This is a genomic window from Micromonospora terminaliae, assembly GCF_009671205.1.
In the GTDB taxonomy this organism is placed as follows: Bacteria; Actinomycetota; Actinomycetes; order Mycobacteriales; family Micromonosporaceae; genus Micromonospora; species Micromonospora terminaliae.
On sequence record NZ_CP045309.1, the window covers coordinates 742,351 to 766,421 of the forward strand.

At 76.1% G+C, this 24,071-nt stretch carries 6 protein-coding genes; all 6 read right to left on the minus strand.

Annotation, left to right across the window (positions count from 1 at the left end; translation table 11 throughout):
• Window positions 1-70: 70 nt before the first annotated feature.
• Genes GCE86_RS03450 through GCE86_RS03475 form a run of 6 tightly spaced genes read right to left on the minus strand, consistent with a single transcriptional unit; the run spans window position 71 to window position 23,616 of the window.
• Window positions 71-1,243 (minus strand): trans-sulfuration enzyme family protein, encoded by a 1,173-nt coding sequence (locus GCE86_RS03450; RefSeq protein WP_154225559.1) that lies wholly within the window; start codon window positions 1,241-1,243, stop codon window positions 71-73.
• Window positions 1,240-6,525 (minus strand): non-ribosomal peptide synthetase, encoded by a 5,286-nt coding sequence (locus GCE86_RS03455; protein WP_154225560.1) that lies wholly within the window; start codon window positions 6,523-6,525, stop codon window positions 1,240-1,242. The genes GCE86_RS03450 and GCE86_RS03455 overlap by 4 nt, the downstream gene beginning before the upstream one ends.
• Entirely contained in the window at window positions 6,522-7,538 is a 1,017-nt protein-coding gene (locus tag GCE86_RS03460; protein ID WP_154225561.1) for a TauD/TfdA family dioxygenase, read from the minus strand. The genes GCE86_RS03455 and GCE86_RS03460 overlap by 4 nt, the downstream gene beginning before the upstream one ends.
• A complete protein-coding gene (locus GCE86_RS03465; RefSeq protein ID WP_154225562.1) occupies window positions 7,535-8,596 on the minus strand; it encodes a TauD/TfdA family dioxygenase in 1,062 nt (353 codons plus the stop codon). The genes GCE86_RS03460 and GCE86_RS03465 overlap by 4 nt, the downstream gene beginning before the upstream one ends.
• Window positions 8,597-8,599: 3 nt before the next feature.
• Window positions 8,600-11,839 carry a non-ribosomal peptide synthetase gene (locus tag GCE86_RS03470; RefSeq protein ID WP_154225563.1) on the minus strand — a complete coding sequence of 1,080 codons (3,240 nt, stop codon included), beginning with the start codon at window positions 11,837-11,839 and terminating at the stop codon, window positions 8,600-8,602.
• On the minus strand, window positions 11,836-23,616 hold the full coding sequence (locus GCE86_RS03475; protein WP_163636963.1) for a non-ribosomal peptide synthetase/type I polyketide synthase: 11,781 nt from the start codon (window positions 23,614-23,616) through the stop codon (window positions 11,836-11,838). The genes GCE86_RS03470 and GCE86_RS03475 overlap by 4 nt, the downstream gene beginning before the upstream one ends.
• Window positions 23,617-24,071: the final 455 nt, after the last annotated feature.

The window sequence follows — 24,071 nt, forward strand, 5'->3', positions numbered from 1 at the left end:
TCCGTCGGTGCTGCTGGCGGCAGTCCGTTTCCCGTTGCCGCCCGGACCATGCACCGGCGTCCGCCCCGCGTCAGATCGGCACCGTGGAGAGCGCCGCCAGGAAGTCGCCCACCAGGTCGTCGGTGTCCTCGATGCCGGTGGACACCCGGACCAGCCCCTCCCCGATGCCGGTGGCTTCCAGCTGGCCGGCGTCCACGATCCCCGCCCACATGGACCGGGGATGCACCACCAGCGTGCTCACGCTGCCCAGGCTGGCCGCGCGCTTCGCGAGCCGCAGCCCGGCCAGCAGGGCGCCGGCCCCCGCCCGGCCCGCCGCGAGGTCGACGCCGAGCACCCCGCCGAAACCGGTCATCTGGCGGCATGCCAGGTCGTGCTGGGGGTGCGACGGCAGACCCGGGTAGCGGACCCGGGCCACCGCCGGATGCCCCTCCAGGGCCCGGGCCAGGGCCAGTGCGTTGGCGTTGTGCCGGTGCACCCGCAGCGGCAGGGTGCGGATGCCGCGCAGCAGGAGCCAGGCGTCCACCGGGCCGAGCGTGCTGCCCGTGACGATCGACGTCCGCCACACCCGCTCGATCAGCCCGGCGGGACCGGCCACCACGCCCGCCGACACGTCGGAGTGACCGCCGAGGAACTTGGTGCCGCTGTGCCACACCAGGTCCGCCCCGGCGCTGAGCGGCCGCTGGTTGATCGGCGTGGCGAAGGTGTTGTCGACCACCACGAGCGCGCCCGCCGCGTGGGCCGAGGCGACCACCGCCGCCAGGTCGGTCAGCTCCAGCAGCGGGTTGCTCGGCGTCTCCACCAGCACGAGGCGGGTCTCCGGGCGCAGCGCCCGCGCGAACGCCCCGCTGTCGGTCTGGTCGACCTGCGTGCCGGACACCCCGAACCGTGCCAGCAGGCCGGTGGCCAGCGCGGTGGTGCCGCCGTACGTGCTGCGCTGCACCACCACGTGGTCGCCGGCGGAGAGCAGGGCCAGGGCGATCGTGCTGATCGCGCCCATGCCGGAGGCGGTGACCAGGCCCGTCTCCGCCCCCTCCAGTTCGGCGACCACGGCGGCCACCTGGGCGTGGTTCGGGTTGCCGTAGCGGGTGTAGAAGGCGCTGCCCCGGGCCTCGGTGGCGATCTCGGTGAACCGCTCGTCGGACTCGGCGCTGAACGTCGCGCTCTGCACGATCGGCGGCGCCACCGCACCACCGGGAACCAGGCCGTCGTCGCCGTGCACGGCGGCCGTGCCGAGACCGGTCACGAGCGGGCCACCCGGTCCACCAGCGCCCCGTAGCTGCCCAGCGCCGTGAACTCGGGCAGCGTGAGGTCACTGCCGTGGCGCTGCCGCAGCACGGTGACCAGCCGCAGGGCGCGCAGCGAATCCCCGCCGGCGGCCAGGAAGTCGGTGGCCGGGTCGCGCGGTGCGGCCCCGAGCACCTCCTGCCAGGCCCCCGCCACCCGGACGGCCCACTCGCCGCGCGCGTCGCCGGCCACCGGCCCGGCGGGCGCGACGGGCGGCAGGGGCGCGGCCGGGTCGGCGACCAGCAGCCGGCGGAAACCGTCGGCCAGGGCGTCCACGCGCTCCGCGGGCACGTGCCGGTGGTCGTACTGGACGGTGAGGGCCAGCCGGCCGGTCCCGGCGTCCAGTTCGGCGTCGACGGCGAGGCTGAACGCCACGTCGACCGTGACGCCCCGGCTGTCCACGATGCGGCTGCCGCCGTCGGCGGGGCCGTGCGGGAAGTGCGTCCAGTTGAAGAAGTGGTCGAAGCGGGGGCCGGCGCCGCCCGCCCGGACGATCTCCGCGAGCGGGAACCGGTGGTGTCCCATGAGCTCCCGCTCCGCCCGCCACACCTCGGCGGCCAGCTCGGCGGGGGACCGGGTGCCCAGCGCCACGCGTACCGGCAGGGTGTTGAGGAACAGGCCCAGGGTGGCGTCGCTGCCCTCGCCCTCCGGCCGGCCGCCGACGACCAGGCCGCTCACCACGTCGTCCCGGCCGGCCAGTTCGCCGATCAGCCGCAGGTGGGCGGCGAACAGCCAGGACTTGACCGGGACACCGGCGGCCCGGGCGGCCTCGCCGACGACCTCCGTGGTGCCAGCCCGCAGCGGCACCCGCTGGGTGGTGGTGGTCCGCGGCTGCGCCCCGCCGAGCAGCAGCGGCGGCGCCGCGCCCGCCCCGTCCAGCCAGAACCGGCGGGTGGCCGGGTCGGCCAGGGCGCGCCGCTCCGCCGCCACGTACTCCCGGAACGGCAGGCCGGGGTCCGCCGGGCGGGCCTGGCCGGCCCGCTCGTCGTCGTACGCGGCCAGCAGGTCGGTGAGGAACCGGTGCAGGCTCCAGCCGTCGAGGATGCCGTGGTACTCGGCGACGATCAGCGTGAACGCGTCGGCGTCCTCCCGCACGGCGTGCAGCCGCAGCAGCGGCGGGCGGGCCCAGTCGAACGGGCGTACCCGCTCCTCGGCGACGAGGTCGTCGATCCGCGCCCGGCGGGCCTGCGGGTCAGCGCCCGCCAGGTCGGTCACCGGCACCTCGACCGGCACGTCCGCGTGCACGAGCTGCAACGGCTCGGAGTACGCGCCCAGCGCGAACCCGGTCCGCAGCACCGGATGCGCGGCCACCAGCCCGGCCAGCGCGCGGCGCAGCGCCGCGGCGTCCAGCGGCGCGGCGATCCGGTGCGCCGTGACGTTGTGGTACATGGCCGGGTCGCCGGTCAGCTCGCCGTGGTAGACCATGCCCTGCTGGAGCGCCGTCATCGGGTACGCGTCGGCGAGCCCGTCCGGGAGCCGCTCCCGGTCGGCGGCGGACACCAGGGCGAACCGCCCGGCCTCCACCGGGCCGGGACCGGTCTCGACACCGTCGAGGGTGAGCTGCCCGTGCTCGACCAGCTCGCGGATCGTCTGGTGGGTGAAGATGTCGTTGAGCTGGAAGGACAGCCCGCGCTTCTGCGCCGCCACCTGCATCTGGATGCTGCGGATCGAGTCCCCGCCCAGGGCGAAGAAGCTGTCCGTCACCCCGAAGTCCGCCACCCCGAGCACCTCGCGCCACGCCTCGACCAGGATCTCCTCCGCCCGGTTGGCGGGGGAGACACCGGCCCCCGCGCCCGGCCGGCCGAGGCGGGGCGCGGGCAGGGCTGCCCGGTCGAGCTTGCCGTTGCGGGTCAGCGGCAGCTCGTCGAGCAGCACGACCGCGGCCGGGAGCAGGTGGGCGGGGAGCCGGTCGGCCAGCCAGCCGTACAGCCGCTCGGACAGCGGGCCGGCCGCCGGCGCGGCCGCGGTGACCACCGCCGGGCGCGGGTCGTCGGCGTACCCGGGGCGCACGGCGTGCAGGGTGTGCCGGTCGGTGCCGGCCAGCAGGTCGTCCTGCCGGGTGACCACGGTGAACCCGCGCGCCTCGAAGAGGGCCACCAGCTCGGCGAGCCGGCCCGCGGTGTCGGCGCCGGGCGCGTCGTGCACCTCCATGGCGACCTGCGCGATGAGCGGCCAGTGCCGGTCCTCCAGGCCGGCCAGCACGTCCGCCTCGGCCCGCTGCACGTCGATCTTCAGCAGGTCGATCCGCTCCGGGACGAGCTCGTCCAGGACCGCCGAGAGCGGCCGCACCGGCACGGTGAGCTGCCGGCCGGCGAAGCGCTCGGCGAGCAGCTCGTCCACCCGGCCGAGCAGGACGTCCCGCTCGTCCGCGCCGGCGTCGCGCTCGTTGGTCAGGTACCGCTTGATCACCGCGACCTCGGCGTCCGGGTCGGCGTAGGCGGCGTGGCCGGACATCATCGAGTAGCCCGGGTAGTAAGTGAAGGACACCGCACCGGCCGCCCGGGCCAGCCCGAAACCGTGCACGGTGGCCGGCACGCCGAACTCGGCGACGTTGCGGCGCAGCACGTCGACCACCGACGGCACCGGCTCGAACGCGTGGATCGTCGCATCCGGACAGACGGCGTGGACGAAGAGCGAGAACATGCCGATGTTCGCGCCCACGTCGAGCACGGTCGCCCCGGGCCGCAGCACGATGCCGTCGCGCAGGTAGACCTGCTGGACGAAGATCTCGTCGTACAGGTAGCGGGTCTCGTGCGGGTTGACCCCGGCGATCCGGTCGACGTCGACGGCCGGGGCCGCCCGCTCGCCGGGCCGGACGTAGGCGACGAGCCGGTCGCCGTACCCGTCGTCGTCGCGGGCGACCACGGCGGCGTCGGCCACCTCGGGGTGCCCGCGCAGGACGGCGGCGACCTCGCCCGGCTCCACCCGGAACCCGTGGATCTTCACCTGGTCGTCCAGGCGGCCCAGGTAGCGCAGCCGCCGGTCGGCGTCGAAGCGGACCCGGTCGCCGGTCCGGTAGACCCGGGCGGTGCCGCCGGACGGCAGTGCCACCTCGACGAAGCGCCGGGCGGTCGTCTCCGGGTCGCCCAGGTAGCCGTCGGCGAGCTGTGGCCCGCTGACGCAGAGCTCGCCGGCCACGCCCGGGGGCACCGGCCGCAGCCGCTCGTCCAGCACCCAGACCCGGACGCCGGGCAGCGGCCGGCCGATGGTCGGGGCGTCCCCGGCGCGGATCTCCGCGGCGCTGGTGTCCACCGTGCACTCGGTCGGGCCGTACAGGTTGACGGCGCGGACGCCGGGCAGCGCCGCCACCGTCTCCCACAGATCCGGCGGGACCGCCTCGCCGCCGAGCAGCAGCAGGCCGGGCAGGCGGGTGTCCCCGGCGCCGGCGAGCAGGATGCGCAGCTGGGCGGGGGTCAGGTCGAGCACGTCGACGCGGTTGCCGGCCAGCGCGGCGGCGAGCGCCGCGCCGTCCCGGCGGACCTCCTCGGGCACCAGGTAGAGGCCGCGGCCGTGGCCGAGCTGCACGAGCTGCTTGACCGAGGCGTCGAACGTGAGCGGGGCGTTCACCGCCACCCGCAGGCCGGGGCGGCTGCCCGCGTACACGGTCTGCTCCAGCGCTCCGGCGAGGTGCGCGGCGGCGCCGTGCGACACCTGGACCGGGCGGGGGGTGCCGGTCGAGCCGGACGTGAAGATCACGTACGCCGAGTCGGCCGGGACCGGCGGCACGGCGGGCGGCGGACCGCCGGCCGCGACCAGGTCCGCGACGCTCACGGTCGCCGGGCCGCCGGCGCCGACCACACACTCCGCGCCGGCCGCCCGGAGCTGGGCGGCCAGGCGCGGCGCCGGGGCGTCCGGGTCCAGGGGCACGTACACCGACCCGGCCCGCAGCACGCCGAGGAACGCCACGACGGTGTCCCGGGACCGGGCGGCCAGCACCCCGACCGGAGCGCCGGCGAGGCCGCGCGCCGCGAGGGCGCCGGCCAGCCGGCCGGCCCGATCACGCACCTCCCCGGCGGTGTACGCGCCGTCCGCGGCGACCACCGCGGTGGCGTCCGCGGCCATCCCGGCGAGGCCCGCGTCGAGCAGGTCCACGAGGGTACGCGCGGACGCCTCGGACGGGGTCCCGGCCGCGTCGGACAGCCAGCGGGCCTCCCCGTCGCCGAGCACGGCGAGCGGGGCGGCGCCGCCGAGCGCGGCGGGCAGGGTGCGCAGGACGGCCAGCAGCGAGTCGAGCAGCCACTGCCCGCCGACCACGCGCAGGGTGACCCGGTCGCCCTCGTCCAGCGCGGTGAGCTGCGGGCCGGCGGCCGGCGCCGGGTCGGCGACCGTCACCGCGGCGGCGCCCAGACGAGCCAGAGTGGACGCGTCCACGGCGGGCAGCAGCGCGAAGCCGGCGACCGCCCCGGACTGCTCGTCCACCGGGTCGACGAGGTGGAACGTCTCCTCGGCGGCGACCTCGGCGGCGCGGACACCCGCCAGCAGGTCGGCCGGGGCGGACGGCAACGGCAGCGCCAGCCGCAGCGGCCCGTAGCCGCCCAGCGGGCCCACCACCCCGGCGGTGCCGTCGGCCTGCCGGCCGTCGCTCCACCGGGCCAGCACCAGGTCCGCCTCGTCGGCTCCGTCGGGCGCCTCGGCCCGGCGGGACACGGCCAGGGCCCAGGCGGCGAGCAGCACGGTGCCCGGCTCGACGTCCGCGGCCCGGGCGGCGTCGGCGAGCGCGGCGGCGGGCACCGTCGCGGTGACGACCGCGCTCGGGTCGTCGCCGGGCGGGGTGACCAGCCGGGCGGCCGGCGCGGCCGGGTCGGGAGCCGGCGCCTGCTCCCGCTCCTCCAGTTGCCACTCGGCGACGTCGAGGAACTGCAACGCCTCCGGGTCGTCCGGCAGCGCCTCGCCGGCGTACGCCCGAGCCAGGTCGGCCAGGACCAGCCGCAGGCTCGCCGGGTCGGCGATCAGCGGGGTGGCGGCCACTTCCAGCAGGTCGTCGGTCAGCGTGACCGACAGGTCGCCCTGCGCCCCGACCGTCACGGCGCGGGTGTCGTCCACGTCCTGCAACGGCACCCGCAGCCCGGGGTGGTGCACCAGGGTCAGCCGCAGCGCCTCGTGCCGGGCCACCACCGTGTCGACGGCGGACTGCAACCGGGCCCGGTCCAGCGGCCGGTCGAGCTGGACCCGCGCCCGGACCAGGTCCTGCTTCCCGGCCCAGGCCAGGCGCTGGATCGGCGACAGACGGTATCCGTTCACACCACACTCCGATTGACGTAGAGGTCGGACATGGCGACCAGGATCTGCCGGTCGCCGCTGAAGGGTTCCCGGCCGTGGGTGGCCAGGAAGTTGTCCACCACCAGCACGTCGCCGCGCTGCCAGGGCACCGAGACGGCGTGCTGCCGGTACAGCGCACGGATGCCGGTGACCACCTCGTCGGGGATCGGCTCGCCGTCGCCGTAGTAGGCGTTGCGCGGCAGCCCGTCCGGGCCGTACTCGCGCAGCAGTGCGCCGGACACCTCGGCCGGCATGTTGGAGACGTGGAACAGGTGGGCGTGGTTGAACCAGACCGTCTCCCCCGTACGCGGGTGCGTGGCGACCGCCTGCCGCCGGGCCCGGGTCCGCAGCCCGTCCCCGCCCAGCCAGGTGAACTCGGTCGCCGAGGCGGCGCAGTACGCCTCCACCTCCGCCCGGTCGGTGGTCTGGAAGGCCTCCTGCCAGGGCAGGTCCAGGTGCGGGCCGTAGTTGCGCACGTAGCTGACGCCGGCGCGCAGGAACCGTTCCCGCACGTCGGCCGGGATCAGCGGCGTGATGACCCGCTCGCTGGCCAGCGGGGTGGCCCCGCCGCTGCCGGTGGCCGGCTGCGCGCACCAGAAGTAGAGGAGGGTGGGCCAGTTGTGCGAGTACGACATCTCGTGGTGCAGCGGGATCCACTGCTCGGCGTTGAACTCGGTGGAGGTGAACACCCGGTCGGCCACCTCGTGCCGCGGTGCGGCCCGCTCCAGGTAGCCGAGCAGGTCCGGGCTCACGGCGCGGGCGGCCAGGCTGAAGTCGTCGGGGGTGCGCACGTCGAAGCCGCGGAAGAACACCGCGCCGTGGCGGTCCAGGTCGGCCAGCAGCTCGTCGTGGCGGCCGGCGAGCCAGGCGGCCAGGTCGAGGTCGGGCACGGCGGCCTCGACGAGCAGCACGAACTCCTCGTCCACGAGCACCCGCCGGGTCACCGGTGCGGTGACCGTGCCGGTGGCGCGCCGCCGCGGCCCCGGCCCGCTCATGCCCGACCTCCCGTCGGGACGGCCCGCAGCGCCTCGGTCAGCTCGGGCGCGGCGACCGGGTCGGACATCGCGGTGAGGATCCGGCGGGGCGGGGTGAACGGCTCCCGGGCGTGCGCGGCCAGCATGTTCTCCACCAGCAGCACGTCGCCGCGCTGCCAGGCGAAGGAGCGGGTCTCCGCCGCGTACGCGGCCCGCAGCTCGGCCAGCACGTCGTCTCCGATGGGCGTGCCGTCCCCGTACGCGGTCTGGTAGGGCAGGTCCTCGTCGCTCAGGGCGGCGCGCAGGCCGGCGCTGACGTCGTCGGGCAACGAGGTGACGTGGAAGAACAGCGCGTGGTTGAACCAGGTCCGCTCCCCGGTGACGGGGTGGCGGCGCACCGCGGGGCGGACCTGCCGGGTGCGCAGCTGCCGGTCGCCCACCCACTCCACGTCGATGAGCGCCCGGGCGCAGTACGCCTCGACCTCCTCGCGCCGCTCGGTCTGGAACGCGGTCTGCCAGGAGAGGCTGATGCCGGGCAGGTAGTTGCGCCGGTAGAGCACGCCGCGCCGCTCGAACTCGGCGACCGTCCCGGGGCGGAGCCGGGCCAGCACGCGGCGGCTGTCCGCGAGGGGCGTGCGCCCGCCGGCGCCCGGCTCGACCTCGCAGTGGAAGATGATCCGCAGCGGCCAGTTCACCGTGTACGACTGCTCGTTGTGCAGCACGATCGGCTGGTCGGCGGGGTGCTCGGTGGAGGTGTACACCCCCTCGGTGACCTGGCTGCGCGGTGAGGAGCGTTCGCCGTAGGAGAGCACGTCGTCGGAGAGGGCGGCCATCACGCTGCGGAAGTCGCCGGCGCCGGCCACGGCGAAGCCACGGAACAGCACCGCCCCGGCACGCCGGGCCAGCTCGTCGACCTCGTCGCGGTGGCCGGCCAGCCAGCCGGGGAGGTCGATGTCGGGCACGTTGGCCCGCACCAGCGCCGGCAGCGGCCCGCCGGGCCAGTCGGGGCGTACGTCCACCAGGTTCCGCTCGCGGCCGCGCCGGGGGATGGGCCGCGCGACCCGGTTCTGCTCAGTCATCTCTCACTCTCCAGCGGTGTCGGCGCAGTCGGCGAGACTGCGCCCGGGGTCGGCGGCGGCGGTACGCAGCACCGCGCCGAACCGGCGGTGCCACGCGGCCACGCCGCCGTGGTCGAACAGGTCCGTGCGGTAGGTCCAGAGCGCCGCCAGCCCGTCCCGCCGCTCGTCGAGCCAGAGGGTCAGGTCGAGCCGGGCGGTGTCCGGGGTGAGCTCGACGCCGGTGAACTCGACCCCGGCCGCGCCGCGGTGCCGGGCCGGCGGCGCGTTCTGCACCCCGAAGGCGACCTGGACGAGGGGGTTGCGCCGGGGCCGGCGGGTGGGCCGCAGCCGCTCCACCAGCAGGTCGAAGGGCACGTCCTGATGGGCGGCGGCGAACAGGGTGACCCGGCGGGCCTCGGCGAGCAGGTCGGCGAAGCTGCGCCCGGGCGCCGGCCGCAGCCGTAGCGGCAGGGTGTTGACGTGGCAGCCGACGCTCTGCTCGGCGGCGACGCTGGTCCGGCCCGCGAAAGCGACGCCGACGAGCAGGTCGCGCCGGCCGGTGGCGGCGCCGAGCAGGGTGGCGAACGCGGCCAGTCCGACCATGTGCAGGCTGGCCCGTCCGGCCCGGGCCAGGTCGCGGGCCGCTCCGGCGGTGGCGGCGTCCAGGGTGGTCCGCAGCGCGGCACCGGGAGGCCGTCCGTCGCGCGCGTCCGGTCCGGTCCGACGTGCAATGCCGGATGCCGAGCCCTCGCGGCCGTCCTGCGTGGTCACCGGTGCTGCGCCGGACGTCGAGCCGTCGCGGGCGTCCAGCGTGGTCCGCGGAGTGGCGGGCAGGTCGAGCAGGTCGGGGGCGCCGCGCAGTTCCGCCAGCACGTCGGCCACCGCCCGCTGTCCCGCCGGCCCGGCCAGCCAGTCCCGCTGGGAACGGGCGAACGCCGCCGGACCGGCCGCCGGCTGCTCGGGCGCCGCCGTGGGGTCGCCCTCGCGGTCGTACGCCCGGCTCAGGTCCCGCACGAGCACGCCGAACGACCAGTCGTCGCAGACGATGTGGTGCACGACCAGCAGCAGCGCGAGCGCGCGGCCGGCGTCGTCCGGCACGAGGTGGGCGCGGAGCAGCGGGCCGGTCGCCAGGTCCATGGGCGCCCGGGTGGCCTCGGCGGCGAGCCGGGGCAGCCACGCGTCGAGCGGCATGCCCGGGGCGAGCGGCACGACGACCGGCGTCACCTCGCCGGCGGGCTGGACGTGTTGCACCGGCCCGTCCGGCCCGTCCGGGAAGACCGTGCGTAGGGCCGGGTGCCGATAGACCACCCGGCGCAGCGCCCGGGTCAGCCGGTCCGGGTCCAGCGGCGCGGCGAACCGGACCGCGAAGGCCAGCAGGTAGGAGGTGTCGGCCGGGTCGAGCCGGTGCAGGAACCACAGCCGGGTCTGCGCCGCGGAGAGCGGGTCGGTGCCGCCCGGCGCCGGACCGGCCGGCTCGGCGACCGGCTCTGCGTCCGGGGCCAGCCCGTCGAGGTGGGCGGCCAGTGCGGCGACGGTCGGGTGGGCGAAGAGGTCACCCGGCCCGACGGGCCGGCCGGTGGCGGCGGCCAGCCGGGTGGCGCAGCGGACCGCGAGCAGGGAGTCGCCGCCGAGCGCGAGGAAGTCGCTGTCGGCGCCGGTCACCGGCACCCCGAGCAGCTCCCGCCAGACGGCGGCCACCGTGCCGGCCGTGCCGTCGAGGGTTTCGGCTGCCGCGGTGTCGTCGCCCAGGACGGGTGCGGGCAGGGCCGAGCGGTCCACCTTGCCGTTGGGCAGCGTGGGCAGCCGGTCCAGCCAGACCACGGTCGCGGGGACCAGCGGGGCGGGCAGCGCCTCGGCGAGCCGGGCGCGGACGTCGTCGCGCCGCTCGCCCACCAGGTAGCCGACCAGCAGCGGGTCGCCGCTCGGCCCGGGCCGCACGGCGGCGGTCGCCTCGCGTACGCCGGGCAGGGCGGCGAGGCGGGCCGCCACCTCGCCCAGCTCGATCCGGTAGCCCCGCAGCTTCACCTGGTCGTCGAGCCGGCCCAGGTAGGCGAGCTGCCCGTCCGGCCGCAGCCGGACCCGGTCGCCGGTGCGGTACATCCGCTCGCCGGGCCGGAACGGGTCGGGCAGGAACCGGGCCCGCGTCTCCTCCGGCCGGTCGAGGTAGCCCCGGGCCAGGCCGTCGCCGGCCAGGTGCAGCTCGCCCGGCTCGCCGGGCGGGACCGGCTGCCCGTCGGGGTCGAGGACGTAGGCGCGGGTCCGCGGCAGCGGCCGGCCGATCGGCGGGTCCCCGCTGTCCGGCGGCACCTCGGCCCAGGTGGAGTAGGTGGTGTCCTCCGACGGGCCGTAGAGGTTGCGGAGCCGGCGGACGTGCGGGCGGGACCAGACCCGGGCGGCCAGCGCGGCGGTCAGCGGCTCCCCGGCCAGGCAGACGGTCCGTACGCTCGCCGGCAGGGCCTCCGCGGTGAGCAGCTCGCCCATGGCCGACGGCACGGTGTTGACCAGGGTGACCGGCAGCCGCTCCGCGCCGGGGGCCGCGAGCGCCAGCACGTCGTCGACCAGCAGCACCCGGCCGCCCCAGCAGAGCGGACCGAAGATCTCGAAGACCGACAGGTCGAAGCAGACCGAGGTGGCGGCGAGCAGGCCGCCCAGCTCCACGTCGTCGAAGGTCTGCCGCACCCAGTGCATGAGCACCGACGCCGAGCGGTGCTCGATGGCCACGCCCTTGGGCCGTCCCGTGGAGCCCGAGGTGTAGATGACGTACGCGAGATTCGCCGGGGTGACCGGCGCCGCCGGGTCGGTCGCGTCCTCGACCGGGTCGAGCCGGTCGACGGGGACGGCCGTGTCGGGGAAGCGGCCGGCGAGGCCGGAGCGGGTCAGCACCAGCCGCACGCCGGAGTCGGCGGTCATGAACGCCACCCGCTCCGGCGGGTACGCCGGGTCCAGCGGCACGTAGGCGGCGCCGGCCTTGAACACGGCGAGCAGGGCGACCACCAGGTCGGGGGTCCGCGGCAGGCAGACGCCCACCCGGTCCTCCCGGCTCACGCCGCGCCGCAGCAGCACCCGGGCCAGGCGGTTCGCCGCCTCGTCCAGCTCCCGATAGGACAGCGCATGGTCGCCGTGCCGGACCGCCTCCGCGTCCGGGGTACGGGCGGCCTGCGCGGCCACCATCCGGTGCAGGCAGTCCACGGTGGCCGGATCGCCGGTCGCGCGGCGGCCGGTGCTCCGGCGCGTCGGGCCGGCGGGCCGGGTGGGGGCGCTCACCGGCGGGCCCCTTCGCTCCGCAGCAGCGCGAGCCGCCGGTCGGCCTCCTCCTGGAGCCGGTCCTTGTCGGCGAGGATGATCGTGCCGGGGTCGTTGTCGGGCAGTTCGTCCTCCACGTTCCGGATCGGCCGGTAGGCGATGCCGGCGGCCGCCAGCGCGAGCGCGCACAGCCCGGCCACGATCGCCGCGAGGGCCATGCCGCGTCCGGGGCCGGTGCCGACGACGCCGGCCAGCACGCCGCCCGGGGCGGCCAGCGGGGCGAAGACGTGCTCGGCGAGCGGGCCGGCGCTGAGGAAGCCGGCCGGCACCATGAGCCAGGACAGCATCTGCCCCATGGACAGCACCCGGCCCTGGAGTTCGAGCCCGACCTTGGCCTGCACGATGGCCAGCCAGTGGGTGTTCACGAGCGCCGTGGCCAGGCCCATGCCGAACAGGCCGAGCGCCGGGAACAGCGGGCTGGGGCGCAGGCCGACGGTGAGCAGCGAGACGCCCAGCAGCACGACGCTGACCAGGATCCCGGTGGCACGCCGGGCCGTGCCGCCCCACACGCCCATGAGCACCGAGCCGACCACCATGCCCACGCCGCTGGCGGCGAGTACCCGGCCGAGCACGGCCGGGTCGCCGAAGGACAGGGTCAGCGGGGTGACCAGGACCTCGACCATGGCGAAGAAGTAGTTCAGCGAGGCGACCAGCACCACGAGGGCGACCAGGCCGTGCCGGCGGACGATGAACCGCCAGCCGCCGAGGACCTCCCGCCGGAACGGCTCCTCCCGCTTGACGAACAGGGTGTCCGGGAAGCGGACCGACAGGGTGACGAGCACCGCCACGGCGAAGGTGAGCAGGTCGATGACGACGATCCCGCGCAGCCCGACGGCGATCACCAGCGCGCCACCGACCAGCGGCGCCAGCACCGTGCTGGTGGCCGTCCCGAGGGAGACGATGCCGTTGGCCCGCCCGTAGTACCGCTTCGGCACCAGTTGCGTGACGGCCGCCAGGTAGGCGGGTTGCTGGAACGCGGTGGCCACCGCCGTGACCGTGATGGCCGTGAACACGTGCCAGAGCTGGAGCTGGCCGAGCCAGAGCAGCAGCGCGAGGCTCACCGTGCCCGTGGCGGCCAGGCAGTCCGCGAGGATCATGAGGCGTCTCCGGTCCCACCGGTCGGCGAGCGCGCCGGCGACGGGGGAGAGGACCACGGCGGGCAGCAGCGCCAGCACGGTGGCCGTGGCGAACAGCGACACCGACCCGGTCCGCTGGTAGACCCACAGGCTCATGCCGAAACCGGTGAGCCCGCTGCCGATGAGCGAGACGAGCTGACCGATCGCGATGAGGTAGAACACCGCCAGGCTCGGCATGGCGCGGCGCGGGGCCGCCGGCTGCCGGCACGGCAGCGTGGACGCGGGCGTGGATTCGGACGCGGGCGTGGACTCGGGCTCGGGCGCCGGCTCGGGCTGCGCCTCCCGCGGAGCGGGCGGCGCGGCGCAGTGCGCCAGGATGATGTCCGCCAGCTCGGCAGGCTGGTGCTTGGCGAAGTAGTGGCCGGCGCCCTCGATGACCTCCAGCGACACCCGGTCGGCGAAGAACTCCCACTCCAGGTACCGCTCCTGGTACAACTCCGTGGCGCGGTCGCCGCTGCCCACGACGCTGACCAGCGGGGCCGCCAGCTTCCGGGGCAGGCCCGCGGCGTACACGTCGGTGTAGTAGTCCTCACCCTTCGCCGAGTCGGCCAGGACCACGCGCATCACGAAGTCCTTCTCGTTTTCGTCGAAGACCTCGGTGAAGAAGCCCATGGCGCGCAGCGACTCCAGGGTGCGCCGCTTCGACGTCCAGCGCTCCACCGGGAACCACCGCCGCAGCCAGCCGAACACCCGGCCGGGCAGCCGCGGGGCGGGGAAGTGGGCGCCGATGACCACGCCGGTCACGTCGACGCCGGCCGCCTCCAGCCGGCGGGCCAGCTCGACCGCCTCGGCGCCGCCCACGCAGTGCCCGTACACGGCCACCGGGCCGGTGATCTTCTCGACCACCTCGGCCACGCAGCCGTCGACCAGCTCGTCCAGGTCGAGCAGGGGCTCGTCGCGGCGGTTCACGTCGTGGCCGGGGCGTTCCAGGGCGTAGAGGGAGACGCCCGCCGGGAGCGCGTCGGCGAGGGGCTGGAACGTGATGGCGCTGCCGCCGCCGAACGGTACGCAGACCAGCGTGAGGGTCGTCGGCGTGCCCGGCCGCGCCGGGGTCAGCTCGTGCAGCAGGCGCCCGACCGAGCCGCCGGTCGCGTCGAGGTGCTCGGTCAGGCCCCGGATCGTCGGGTGGCGGAACAGGTCGAGGACGCTGATCGCCGGGTCGCTGCCGGCCAGGGCCTTGATCGCCTTGAAGGAGTCGCCGCCGAGGTCGAAGAAGTCGTCGTCGATGCCGACGCTGTCGTACCCGAGGACCGCCGCCCACCGCTCGGCGAGCGCCTTGCGCAGCGGGGTGTCCGGCGGGGTGGCGCCGACGGCGGCGCCGCCGCGACGGGGCGCGGGCAGGGCCGACCGGTCGACCTTGCGGTTGGCGTTGAGCGGCATCCGGTCGAGCACCACGAACGCCGACGGCACCATGTAGTCCGGCAGCCAGGTGCGGGCGAAGGCCCGCCACGGCGCCGCGTCGACGTCGAAGTCGGCGGTGACCTCCGCCCGGTCCGGGCCGGCGTCGCCGCCGGCGCCGGCCAGCGTCAGGTACGCCACGATGGACTTCTCGGCGCCGTCCTCGCGGACCACGACGGCGGCGTCGCGGACCGACTCGTGGCGGCGCAGCACCGCCTCGATCTCGCCCAGTTCGATGCGGAACCCGCGCACCTTGACCTGCGAGTCGCTGCGGCCGACGAACTCGACGCGGCCGTCGGCGAGCCGCCGGCCGAGGTCGCCGGTGCGGTAGAGCCGGCCGCCGCCGTCCGGGTCCGGCACGAACCGCTGGGCGGTCAGCGCCGCGTCGCCGTGGTAGTCCCGGGCCAGCCCGACACCGCCCAGGTACAGCTCGCCCAGCACGCCCACCGGGGTGGGGGCGAGCCGCGCGTCGAGCACGTGCACGCGCATGTTGCCGATCGGGCGGCCGATGGTGAGCTGGGTGAAGCCCGGCTCGATCCGGTCCATGGCGCACCAGACGGCCGCCTCGGTGGGGCCGTAGAGGTTCCACAGCGCGTCGACCCGCTCGGCCAGTTGCCGGGCCAACGGCGCGGACACCGCCTCGCCGCCGCACACGGCGGTCAGGCCGGGCGTCCCGGCCCAGGCGGACTCGATGAGCAGCCGCCAGGTCGCCGGGGTGCCCTGGGCCAGGGTGACCCGCTCGGTGCGCAGCAGGCCGGCCAGCCGGGGCGCGTCGTAGGCGACGTCGCGGCCCACCAGCAGCATCCGGGCGCCGACCACCAGGGGCAGGAACAGCTCCGGCACCGACATGTCGAAGGCGAAGCTCGCCATCGCGAGCATGGTGCCGTCGCCGGTCAGGCCGGGCCGCTCGCGCATGGTGGCCAGGGTGTTCACCACGGCGCCGTGGCTCACCCGCACCCCCTTGGGGCGGCCCGTCGAGCCGGACGTGTAGATGACGTACGCGAGGTCGTCGGGACCGGCCGGCACCTCGGGGTCGGTCGCCGGCTCGGCGTCCAGCGCCGCGCCGCCGCACACCACCTCGCCCGCGAAACCGGTGAACCGGTCCGCCAGGCCCGCCTCGGTGACCAGCACCCGGGCGTCGCTGTGCGTCAGCACGTACCGCTGCCGCTCGGCCGGGTAGTCGGGGTCCACCGGCACGTACGCGCCGCCGGCCTTGAGCACGCCGAGCAGGGTGACCGGCAGTTCCTCCGAGCGGTGCAGGCAGACGGCCACCGTGACGTCCGGTCCGACGCCCGCCCGGCGGAGCCGGTGCGCGAGCCGGTTGGCCCGGGCGTTCAGCTCGGCGTAGCTGAGCGTGGTCGCGCCGAAGGTCACGGCGGGGCGGTCCGGCCGCGTCGCGACCTGGTGGGCGATCAGGTCGACCAGGCTGGGCCGGCCCGGCACCGGCCAGCCCGGCTCGGTGGCGGTGTCGTTCCATCCGGCGAACCGGTCCCGCTCGGCGGGGGTGAGCACGGCCAGGTCCGCGAGCCGGACGTCGGGGTCGGCGACGGCCGCGGCCAGCAGCGTCTCCAGGTGCCCCATCATCCGCTCGGCGGTCCCGGCGTCGTACAGCGCGGTGTTGTACTCCAGCCGGAACCGCAGCCCCTCGTCCACCTCGTACGCGTACAGCGCCAGGTCCTGCTGGGCGATGCCCGGCTCGACGGCGAACGGGACCATCCGCAGCCCGGTCGTGCCCAGTTCCCGCTGCTCGGGCACGTTGAGCAGGTTGAACATCACCTGGAACAGCGGGTTCCGGCTGAGGTGGCGGGGCGCGTCGACGAGGTCCACGAGCCGCTCGAACGGCACCTCCTGGTGGTCGTACGCGCCCAGCGCGGTGCGCCGCACCTCGGCGAGCAGCTCCGCGAAGGTCCACTCGCCGTCGAGCACGGTGCGCAGCGGCAGCATGTTGACGAAGAAGCCGACCATCGGTTCGAGCTCGGCGCGGACCCGCCCGGCGACCGGCGTGCCGACGCAGATGTCGCGCTGGCCGGTGTAGCGCCAGAGCAGGGCCTTCAGCGCGGCCAGCACGGTCATGGCCAGGGTGGCGCCCCGGGCCTGGCTGAACCGGCGCAGCCCGTCGGCGGTCTCCGCGGGCAGGACCCGGGTGCTGACCGCGCCGTCGAAGGTCTGCACGGGTGGCCGGGGCCGGTCGGTGGGCACCTCCAGCACGCTGGCCACCCCGTCGAGCTGCCGGCGCCACCAGCGCAGGTCGTCGTTGTCCGGGTCGGCCAGCCGGCCGCGCTGCCAGCGCGCGTAGTCGCCGTACTGGACGGCCAGCTCGGGCAGCGGCGCGGGACGGCCCTCCCGGGCGGCGTCGTACAGGGTCGCGAGCTCGCCCGCGATGATGCCGAGCGACCACCCGTCGGAGACGTTGTGGTGCATGGTCAACGAGAGCACGTGCCGGTCGTCGGTGACCCGGAGCAGCACGGCCCGGAACAGCGGCCCGGCGGCCAGGTCGAAGGGGCGCCGGACGTCGGCGGCCAGGGCCGCGTGCACCCATCCGGGCACCGCGTCGGCGACCGCGGACTCCACGATGGTCCGTGGGGCCGCCGCGTCGTCCGCGTCGCCGGGGGCGGTCAGCACCGGCAGGCCGACCGGACCGGCCGGCCGGACCTCCTGGACCGGGTCGCCGTCGGGGCCGAGCGGGAACACGGTACGCAGCGACTCGTGCCGCCGGACCAGCTCGGCGAGGGCCCCGCGCAGCGCGTCGACGTCGAGATCGCCGTCCAGCAGCAGCGCGGTGCTGACCGTGTACGCGTTCTGCGCGTACGCCTGGTCGAGGAACCACAGCCGGTGCTGGCCGGAGGAGAGCGGCGCCGGGCCGGAGCCGGGGTCGGCACGGGGGATGGCCGGCGCCATGGGAGCGGCGGGGGCCGGCGCGACCGCGGCGGGTGCGTCGACGGTCGCGGGGAGCGCCGCGGCGATCCCGGCCACGGTCGGCTGCGCGAAGACCGTCTCCAGCGGCAGCGCCACGCCGAGCCGGGCCCGCAGCCGCACCACGACCTGGGTGGCGAGCAGCGAGTGCCCGCCCAGCTCGAAGAAGTTGTCGTGCGCCCCGATGGGACGGATGCCGAGCAGCTCGGCCCAGATCTCCGCCACCCGCTCCTGCGTTGGCGTGGCCGGGGCGACGTAGGCGGTGCTCAGGGCCGGCCGGTTGCCGGCCTCGACGGGCCTGGGGGCGGCCGGCGCGTCCGGTGCTTCGGGCGCGTCCGGCGGGGCGGGCGCCGGTACGGCCGCCGCGCCGGAGCGCGGGGCCGCGTCCACCCAGTACCGCTGCCGCTCGAACGGGTAGCCGGGCAGGGCCAGCCGGCGGCGCCCGCCGCCCTGGAACCGGGTCCAGTCGACCGGCGCGCCGGCCAGCCACAGCCGGCCGACCGCGTCGAGCAGCGTGGCGAGGTCGTCGGCGTCGCCGCGCGGGTGCCGCATGGCCGCCACGGCCTGGCCCGGTCGCAGGCCGGCCAGCCGGGCCAGGCCGCCGAGGGCGTGCCCGGGGCCCAGCTCCGCGAGGACCACGTCCTGCTCGGCGAGGAGCGCGGCCGACTCGGCGAACCGCACCGGCTCCCGCATGTGCCGCACCCAGTACGCCGGGTCGGTCACCTGCCCCGGGGTGACCGGGCCACCGGTCAGGTTGCTCAGGTAGGGCCGTTCGGGCTCGTGGAGGGTGACCCGGCGGGCGTGCTCCGCGAACTCGTCGAGCACCGGGTCGAGCAGGGCGGAGTGGTAGCCCCGGGCGACCCGCAGGGGCCGGCAGTCGACCCCGTCGGCGGTGAGCCGCTCCCGCAGCGCCCCGATCGCCTCCGGGTCACCGGAGACCACGCACAGCTCCGGGGCGTTGACGGCGGCCAGCGAGGTCCGGTCGTCCAGCAGGGCGGCCACGGCGGCCTCGGGCCGGCTCACGGCGAGCATCGCCCCGGCCGGCGTCCGCTCGACCAGCGCGCCCCGCGCGCAGACCAGGCGTAGCGCGTCGGCCAGGGAGAAGACGCCGGCCAGGCAGGCCGCCACGTATTCGCCGAGGCTGTGCCCCACCATGAGGTCCGGGGTCACGCCCCGGGCGAGCAGCGACCGGGCGAGCGCGTACCCGGTGACGAAGAGCGCGGGCTGCACGAGCCGGGGCTGCGCGAGCAGCCGCTCGGCCTCGGCGTGGCGGTCCGGCGCCGGGCAGAGCACGGTGCGCAGGTCCAGCCCCAGGTCGTCGCGGACCAGGTCGGCGCACTCGTCCACCACGGCCCGGTAGGTCGGCTCGTCGCGGTAGAGGCCGGCGCCCATGGCCACGTGCTGGGCGCCGTGCCCGGGGAAGGCGAACACCAGCGGCCGCCGGCCGCCGGGGTGCACGCCGGTGAACTGGCGCTGCGGCGTGTCGAGGGCGGCCAGCGCGTCGGCGCGGTCCGCCGCGACGAGGAACCGCCGGTGGGGCATGGACTGGCGGCGGCCCAGGTTGGCCGCGAGGTCGGCGAGGTCCACCTCGGGACGCCCGGCGAGCCAGTCGCGGAGCCGGCGGGCCTGCCGGTCCAGCGCCTCGCCGGTACGCGCCGACACGACCAGCAGGTGCGGCCCCGGGGCCGGTTCGGCGGGCGGCGCCGGTGTGGCCGGCGGCTCCTCCAGCACCACGTGGGCGTTGGTGCCGCCCATGCCGAACGAGCTGACCCCGGCCCGGCGCGGCCCGTCGGCGGTCCACGGGCGGGCGCTGTCGTTGAGGTAGAACGGGCTGCCCGCGAAGTCGATCGCCGGGTTGGGCTCGCGCACGTTGATCGCGGGCGGCAGCGTACGGCTCCAGAGGGCCAGGACCGTCTTGATGAGCCCGGCCACCCCGGCGGCGGCGTCGGTGTGCCCGATGTTGGCCTTGACGGAGCCGAGGGCGCAGAAGCCCCGGTCGTCGGTGCCGCGCCGGAACGCCTCGGTCAGCGCGGCCACCTCGATGGGGTCGCCGAGGCTGGTGCCCGTCCCGTGTGCCTCGACGTAGCTCACCGAGCGTGGATCCACGCCGGCCACGGCCAGCGCGCTGCTGACCACCTCGACCTGACCGGCGACGCCGGGCGCCGTGTAGCCGGTGCGGCGGGCCCCGTCGTTGTTGATCGCGGAACCGCGGATCACCGCGTAGACGGTGTCGCCGTCGGCGAGGGCGTCCTCCAGCCGCTTCAGCGCGACGATGCCGACGCCGCTGGACTCGATGCTGCCGCGCGCGTCCGCGCTGAACGGGCGGCAGTGCCCGTCGGGGGAGTAGATCCCGCCGTCGTGGTAGAGGTAGCCGCGGCGCTGCGCCGGGAAGATGCTGACGCCGCCGGCCAGAACCAGGTCGGACTCGCCGGTCAGCAGGCTCTGCCGGCCGAGGTGCACGGCCACCAGCGACGTCGAGCAGGCGGTGGCGACGGTGACCGCCGGGCCGGTGAGGTCGAGCTTGTAGGCGACCCGGCTGAGCAGGAAGTCCTTGTCGTTGCTGATCGAGAGCTGGTGCTCGCCGATGGTGCCGGTCAGCTCCGGGTGGCCGCTCAGGTGGTCGAGCAGGTAGCTGCTGCGGCCGGACCCGGCGAAGAGGCCGACCCGGCCGGTACGGCGGGACGGGTCGTGGCCGGCGTGTTCCAGCGCGTGCCAGGCGCACTCCAGCAGCAGCCGGTGCTGCGGGTCCAGGGTCTGCGCCTCCCGGGGCGTGATCCCGAAGAAGGCCGCGTCGAACTCGTCGATCCCCGGCAGCCAGGTGCCGGCCCGGACGTACGCCGGATCGTCCAGCCGGTCGCGGTCCGCCCCGGCGGCGAGCATCTCCTCGACGCTGAACTCCCGTACCGACTCGACCCCGGTGCGGATGTTGTGCCAGTACTCGTCGACGGTCCGCGCGCCGGGGAAGCGGCAGGCCATGCCGACGACGGCGACGAGGCCGCCCGGCCGGCCGGTGTCCCCGTGCGCGCCGGCGCGGGCGGTCGGGGCCGGCGCGGCGGCCGGCGCCGGTGTCCCGGTGGTGGCGGTGGTGAGGAACGTGGCCAGGGACTCGACGGTGGGGTGCCGGAACAGGTCGGTGACCGTGAGGACGTCGCCGAGCCGGTCGCGCAGCCGTTCGAGGACGGCCAGCAGCCGCATCGAGTGGCCGCCGAGGTCGAAGAAGGTGTCCCGCACCCCGATGCGGTCGACGCCGAGCACGTCGCGCCACACGTCCACGACGAGCCGCTCCAGGCGTACCCGGGCCGCGTCCCACCCGGCCGGGGCGGGCGCGGGCGCCGGCGGTTCGATGGCGACCGGACCGGGCTGGGGCGCCGACCGCTGCCGGGGCACGTCCGCCGCGCGGCCGGGCGGGGGCAGCGCGGCGGTGTCCACCTTGCCGTTGCCGGTCAGCGGCAGCGCGTCGAGCCGGACGAACGCGGCGGGCACCAGATAGGACGGCAGGTCGGCGGCGAGCGCCGCGCGGAGGTCCGTGACGTCGGCGTCCGACCCGCCCACGAGGTACGCGACGAGCCGCGGGTCGTCGGGATCGTCCCGGCGCAGCTGCACCGTCACGTCCAGCTCCGGCCGGCAGCGGCGGACGGCCGCCTCGATCTCGCCGCACTCCACCCGGTAGCCGCGCAGCTTCACCTGACGGTCGGTGCGGCCCAGGTATTCGAGGTGCCCGTCCGGACGCAGGCGGACCAGGTCGCCGGTGCGGTAGAGCCGTGCGCCGGGGACCGCCGAGAACGGGTCCGGGACGAACCGCTCGGCCGTCAACCGCGGCTGGTTCAGGTAGCCGCGCGCCACGCCGGCCCCGCCGACGTACAGCTCGCCGGCCACGCCTGCCGGGACCGGGTTCCCCCACGCGTCGAGCACGTACAGCTGCGTGTTGGCGATCGGCCGGCCCACGGGCACGGACCCGTCCCCGGGCGAGGACGGGTCGACCTCGTACGCGGCGCAGCCCACCACGGTCTCCGTCGGCCCGTACTCGTTGACCAGCGCGGTGCCGGGCGCGTGGGCCCGCCACGGCGCCACCTGGTCGGCCCGCAGGTTCTCGCCGCCGATCACGAAACACCGCGTGCGGCCGGCCAGCTCGGCGGGACGGAGCTGGTGGCGGACCAGGTCGAGCTGCGCCGGCGTGATCTTGACGAGCCCGAACGGGGTCCGCTGCTCGCGCAGCGCCTCGCCCAGCGCCTCGGGGCCGAGGTGCTCGCCGATCATCCGCACGGTCGCGCCGCTCACCAGCGGGACCAGCAGGCTCGTCACGGTCAGGTCGAACCCGATCGACGAGTGCAGCGGGACCACGTCACCGGGCCGCAGCCGGTAGGCCTGGGCCGCCCAGCGCACGTAGTTGCACACGCCGCGGTGGGTGACCAGGACGCCCTTGGGGCGGCCGGTGGAGCCGGAGGTGTGGATGACGTACGCCAGGTCGCCGGCCGACGGCTGCGGCCGGCGGCGGGCGCGCCGCCGCGGCCCGCCACCCCGGGCCGGTTCGGCGGCCGCGACCGGCGTGTCCGGACCCGGCACCAGCAGCGCCGTGCCGTCGGGCGCCAGGTGCGCCAGCTCGGCGCAGGTGAGCACGACCGGCGCGGCGGCGTCCGCGATCAGGTACCGCAGCCGGGCCGGCGGGTTGGCCGGATCCATGGGTACGTAGGCCGCGCCGGTCCGCAGCACGGCGAGGACCGCCACGGCGAACGGGACCGCGCGGGGCAGGAGCACCCCCACCAGGCTGCCGATGCCGACGCCCCGCCCGCGCAGCGTCTCCGCCAGCGCCTCGGCCCGGACGTGCAGCTCCTGGTAGCTCAGCGCGGCGTCGCCGTCGGTCACCGCCACGGCCGCCGGGGTCTGCCGCGCCTGCCGTTCGATCAGCAGGTGGACCAGGTCGTCGGGCTCGGCGGGGGTGGCGGTGCGGTTCCACTCGCCGACGAGCCGCCGGTGCTCCTCGGGGGTGAGCATCGCGGCCGAGCCGACCGGCGCGCCCGGGTCGGCCAGCAGCGAGCGCAGCAGCGTCTGGAAGTGCCCGGCGAGCCGGGCCATCGCGTCGGCGTCGAACAGCTCGGTGCGGTATTCCAGCGCCGTGCGCAGGCCGTCGGCGTTCTCCCGGACCGAGACGGTGAGGTCGAACTTGGCGGTGTCGATCGGCACCTCGACCGCGGTGACCTGGAGGTCGTCGAGTCGTGGGGGTGCCGCCTCGCGGCCGTAGACGAACATCACCTGGAACAGCGGGGTGAAGCCGGGCCGGCGGGGTGGACGCAGCGCCTCCAGCACCGTCGAAAAGGGAAGCTCCTCCCGGTTCAGGCCCTCCAGGGCGGCGGTGCGCACCCGCCCGAGCAGCGTCTCGAACGACGGGTCGTCGTCCAGCCGGGCCCGCACGGCGACGGTGTTCAGCAGTAGCCCGACGAGCCGCTGCGTGTCGGGACGCCGCCGGTTGGCCACCGGCGTGCCCACCACGATGTCGCGCTGCCCCGTCCACCGCGCCAGCAGCACGTGCAGCGTGGCCAGCAGGACCATGTACGGGGAGACGCGCGCCCGCCGGCACAGCGCCGCGAGCGCCTCGGCGTCGACGTCGAGCGGCACCGACAGGGTGGCTCCCGCGCTGGACGGCACGGTGGGGCGCGGGCCCCGGGTGGGCAGCTCCAGCACGGCCGGCGCGTCCGTGAACTCCGCGCGCCAGTGGTCGAGCTGGGCGGCCGCCTCCGGGCCGTTCAGCCAGTCCCGCTGCCGGACCGCGTGGTCGCGGCAGTCGACCTCGACGGGGTCGAGGCGCGCCGGCCGTCCCGCGCGGTGCGCGGCGTAGAGCCGTTCCCACTCGTCGTGGAGGAGCCCGAGCGACCACTCGTCGACCGCGACGTGGTGGAAGGTCAGCAGGAGGACGTGCTCCTCCGGGGCGCAGCGCAGCAGGAGGGCGCGGACCACGGGGCCGCGTTCCAGGTCCATCGGGGTGTGCGCCTCGGCGTGCATCCGGGCCTGCAGCTCCTGGTCACGCTGCCAGGTGGGCAGGCCGCTCAGGTCGTGCACGCGCAGGAGCCCCGGACGCGCCTCGTGGACCACCTGGACCAGGCGTACCGCCGCGTCGTTATCGCCGGGCGCGCCGTCCGCGGCCGGGGCGAGGGTGGTGCGCAGGGCGGCGTGCCGGGCGACCAGGTCGTCGAGTGTGGCCGACAGGGCCGGCACGTCCAGCGGACCGTGCAGCCGGTACGCCAGCGGCACCAGGTAGCTGGTCGTCCCCGGGTCGAGGCGGCTGAGCTGCCACATCTGACGTTGTGCGGCGGAGGCCGGAGCAGGGGCCGCGTCCGCCAGAAAATTGCCGGCGTCGACCCTTGTGATCAGTGTTTTCATAAGACAGGTGCAGATCCCTCGATAGGAATTTCCTGTCCACATCATCGGCAGCGCCGATCTTCGGGGGGATCGCCGGATCGGACGGCCGTCGATGCGTTCGGCCGACGGGTTCGCACGTTCGTCTATTTTTTCGGCGGGGGTAACCTTTGCGACTGCGGTGGCCCGCCGACCTCGTGGCCCGACGGTGCCGGCGTGCCCTCCAGCAGGGGATTTGCCCTCTCCGGGCGGGCCCGGACGGTGGTGCCGGCGGCCCGGTGGCGGCTCGCGGGGGCCACTGTTGACAATCTGACTCCGGGCCCCCGAATGTCCTGTCGGCGCATTTTGGTCTGATGCACCTGGCCGTGACCTCTCTATCCGGCCGTGCCACTCCT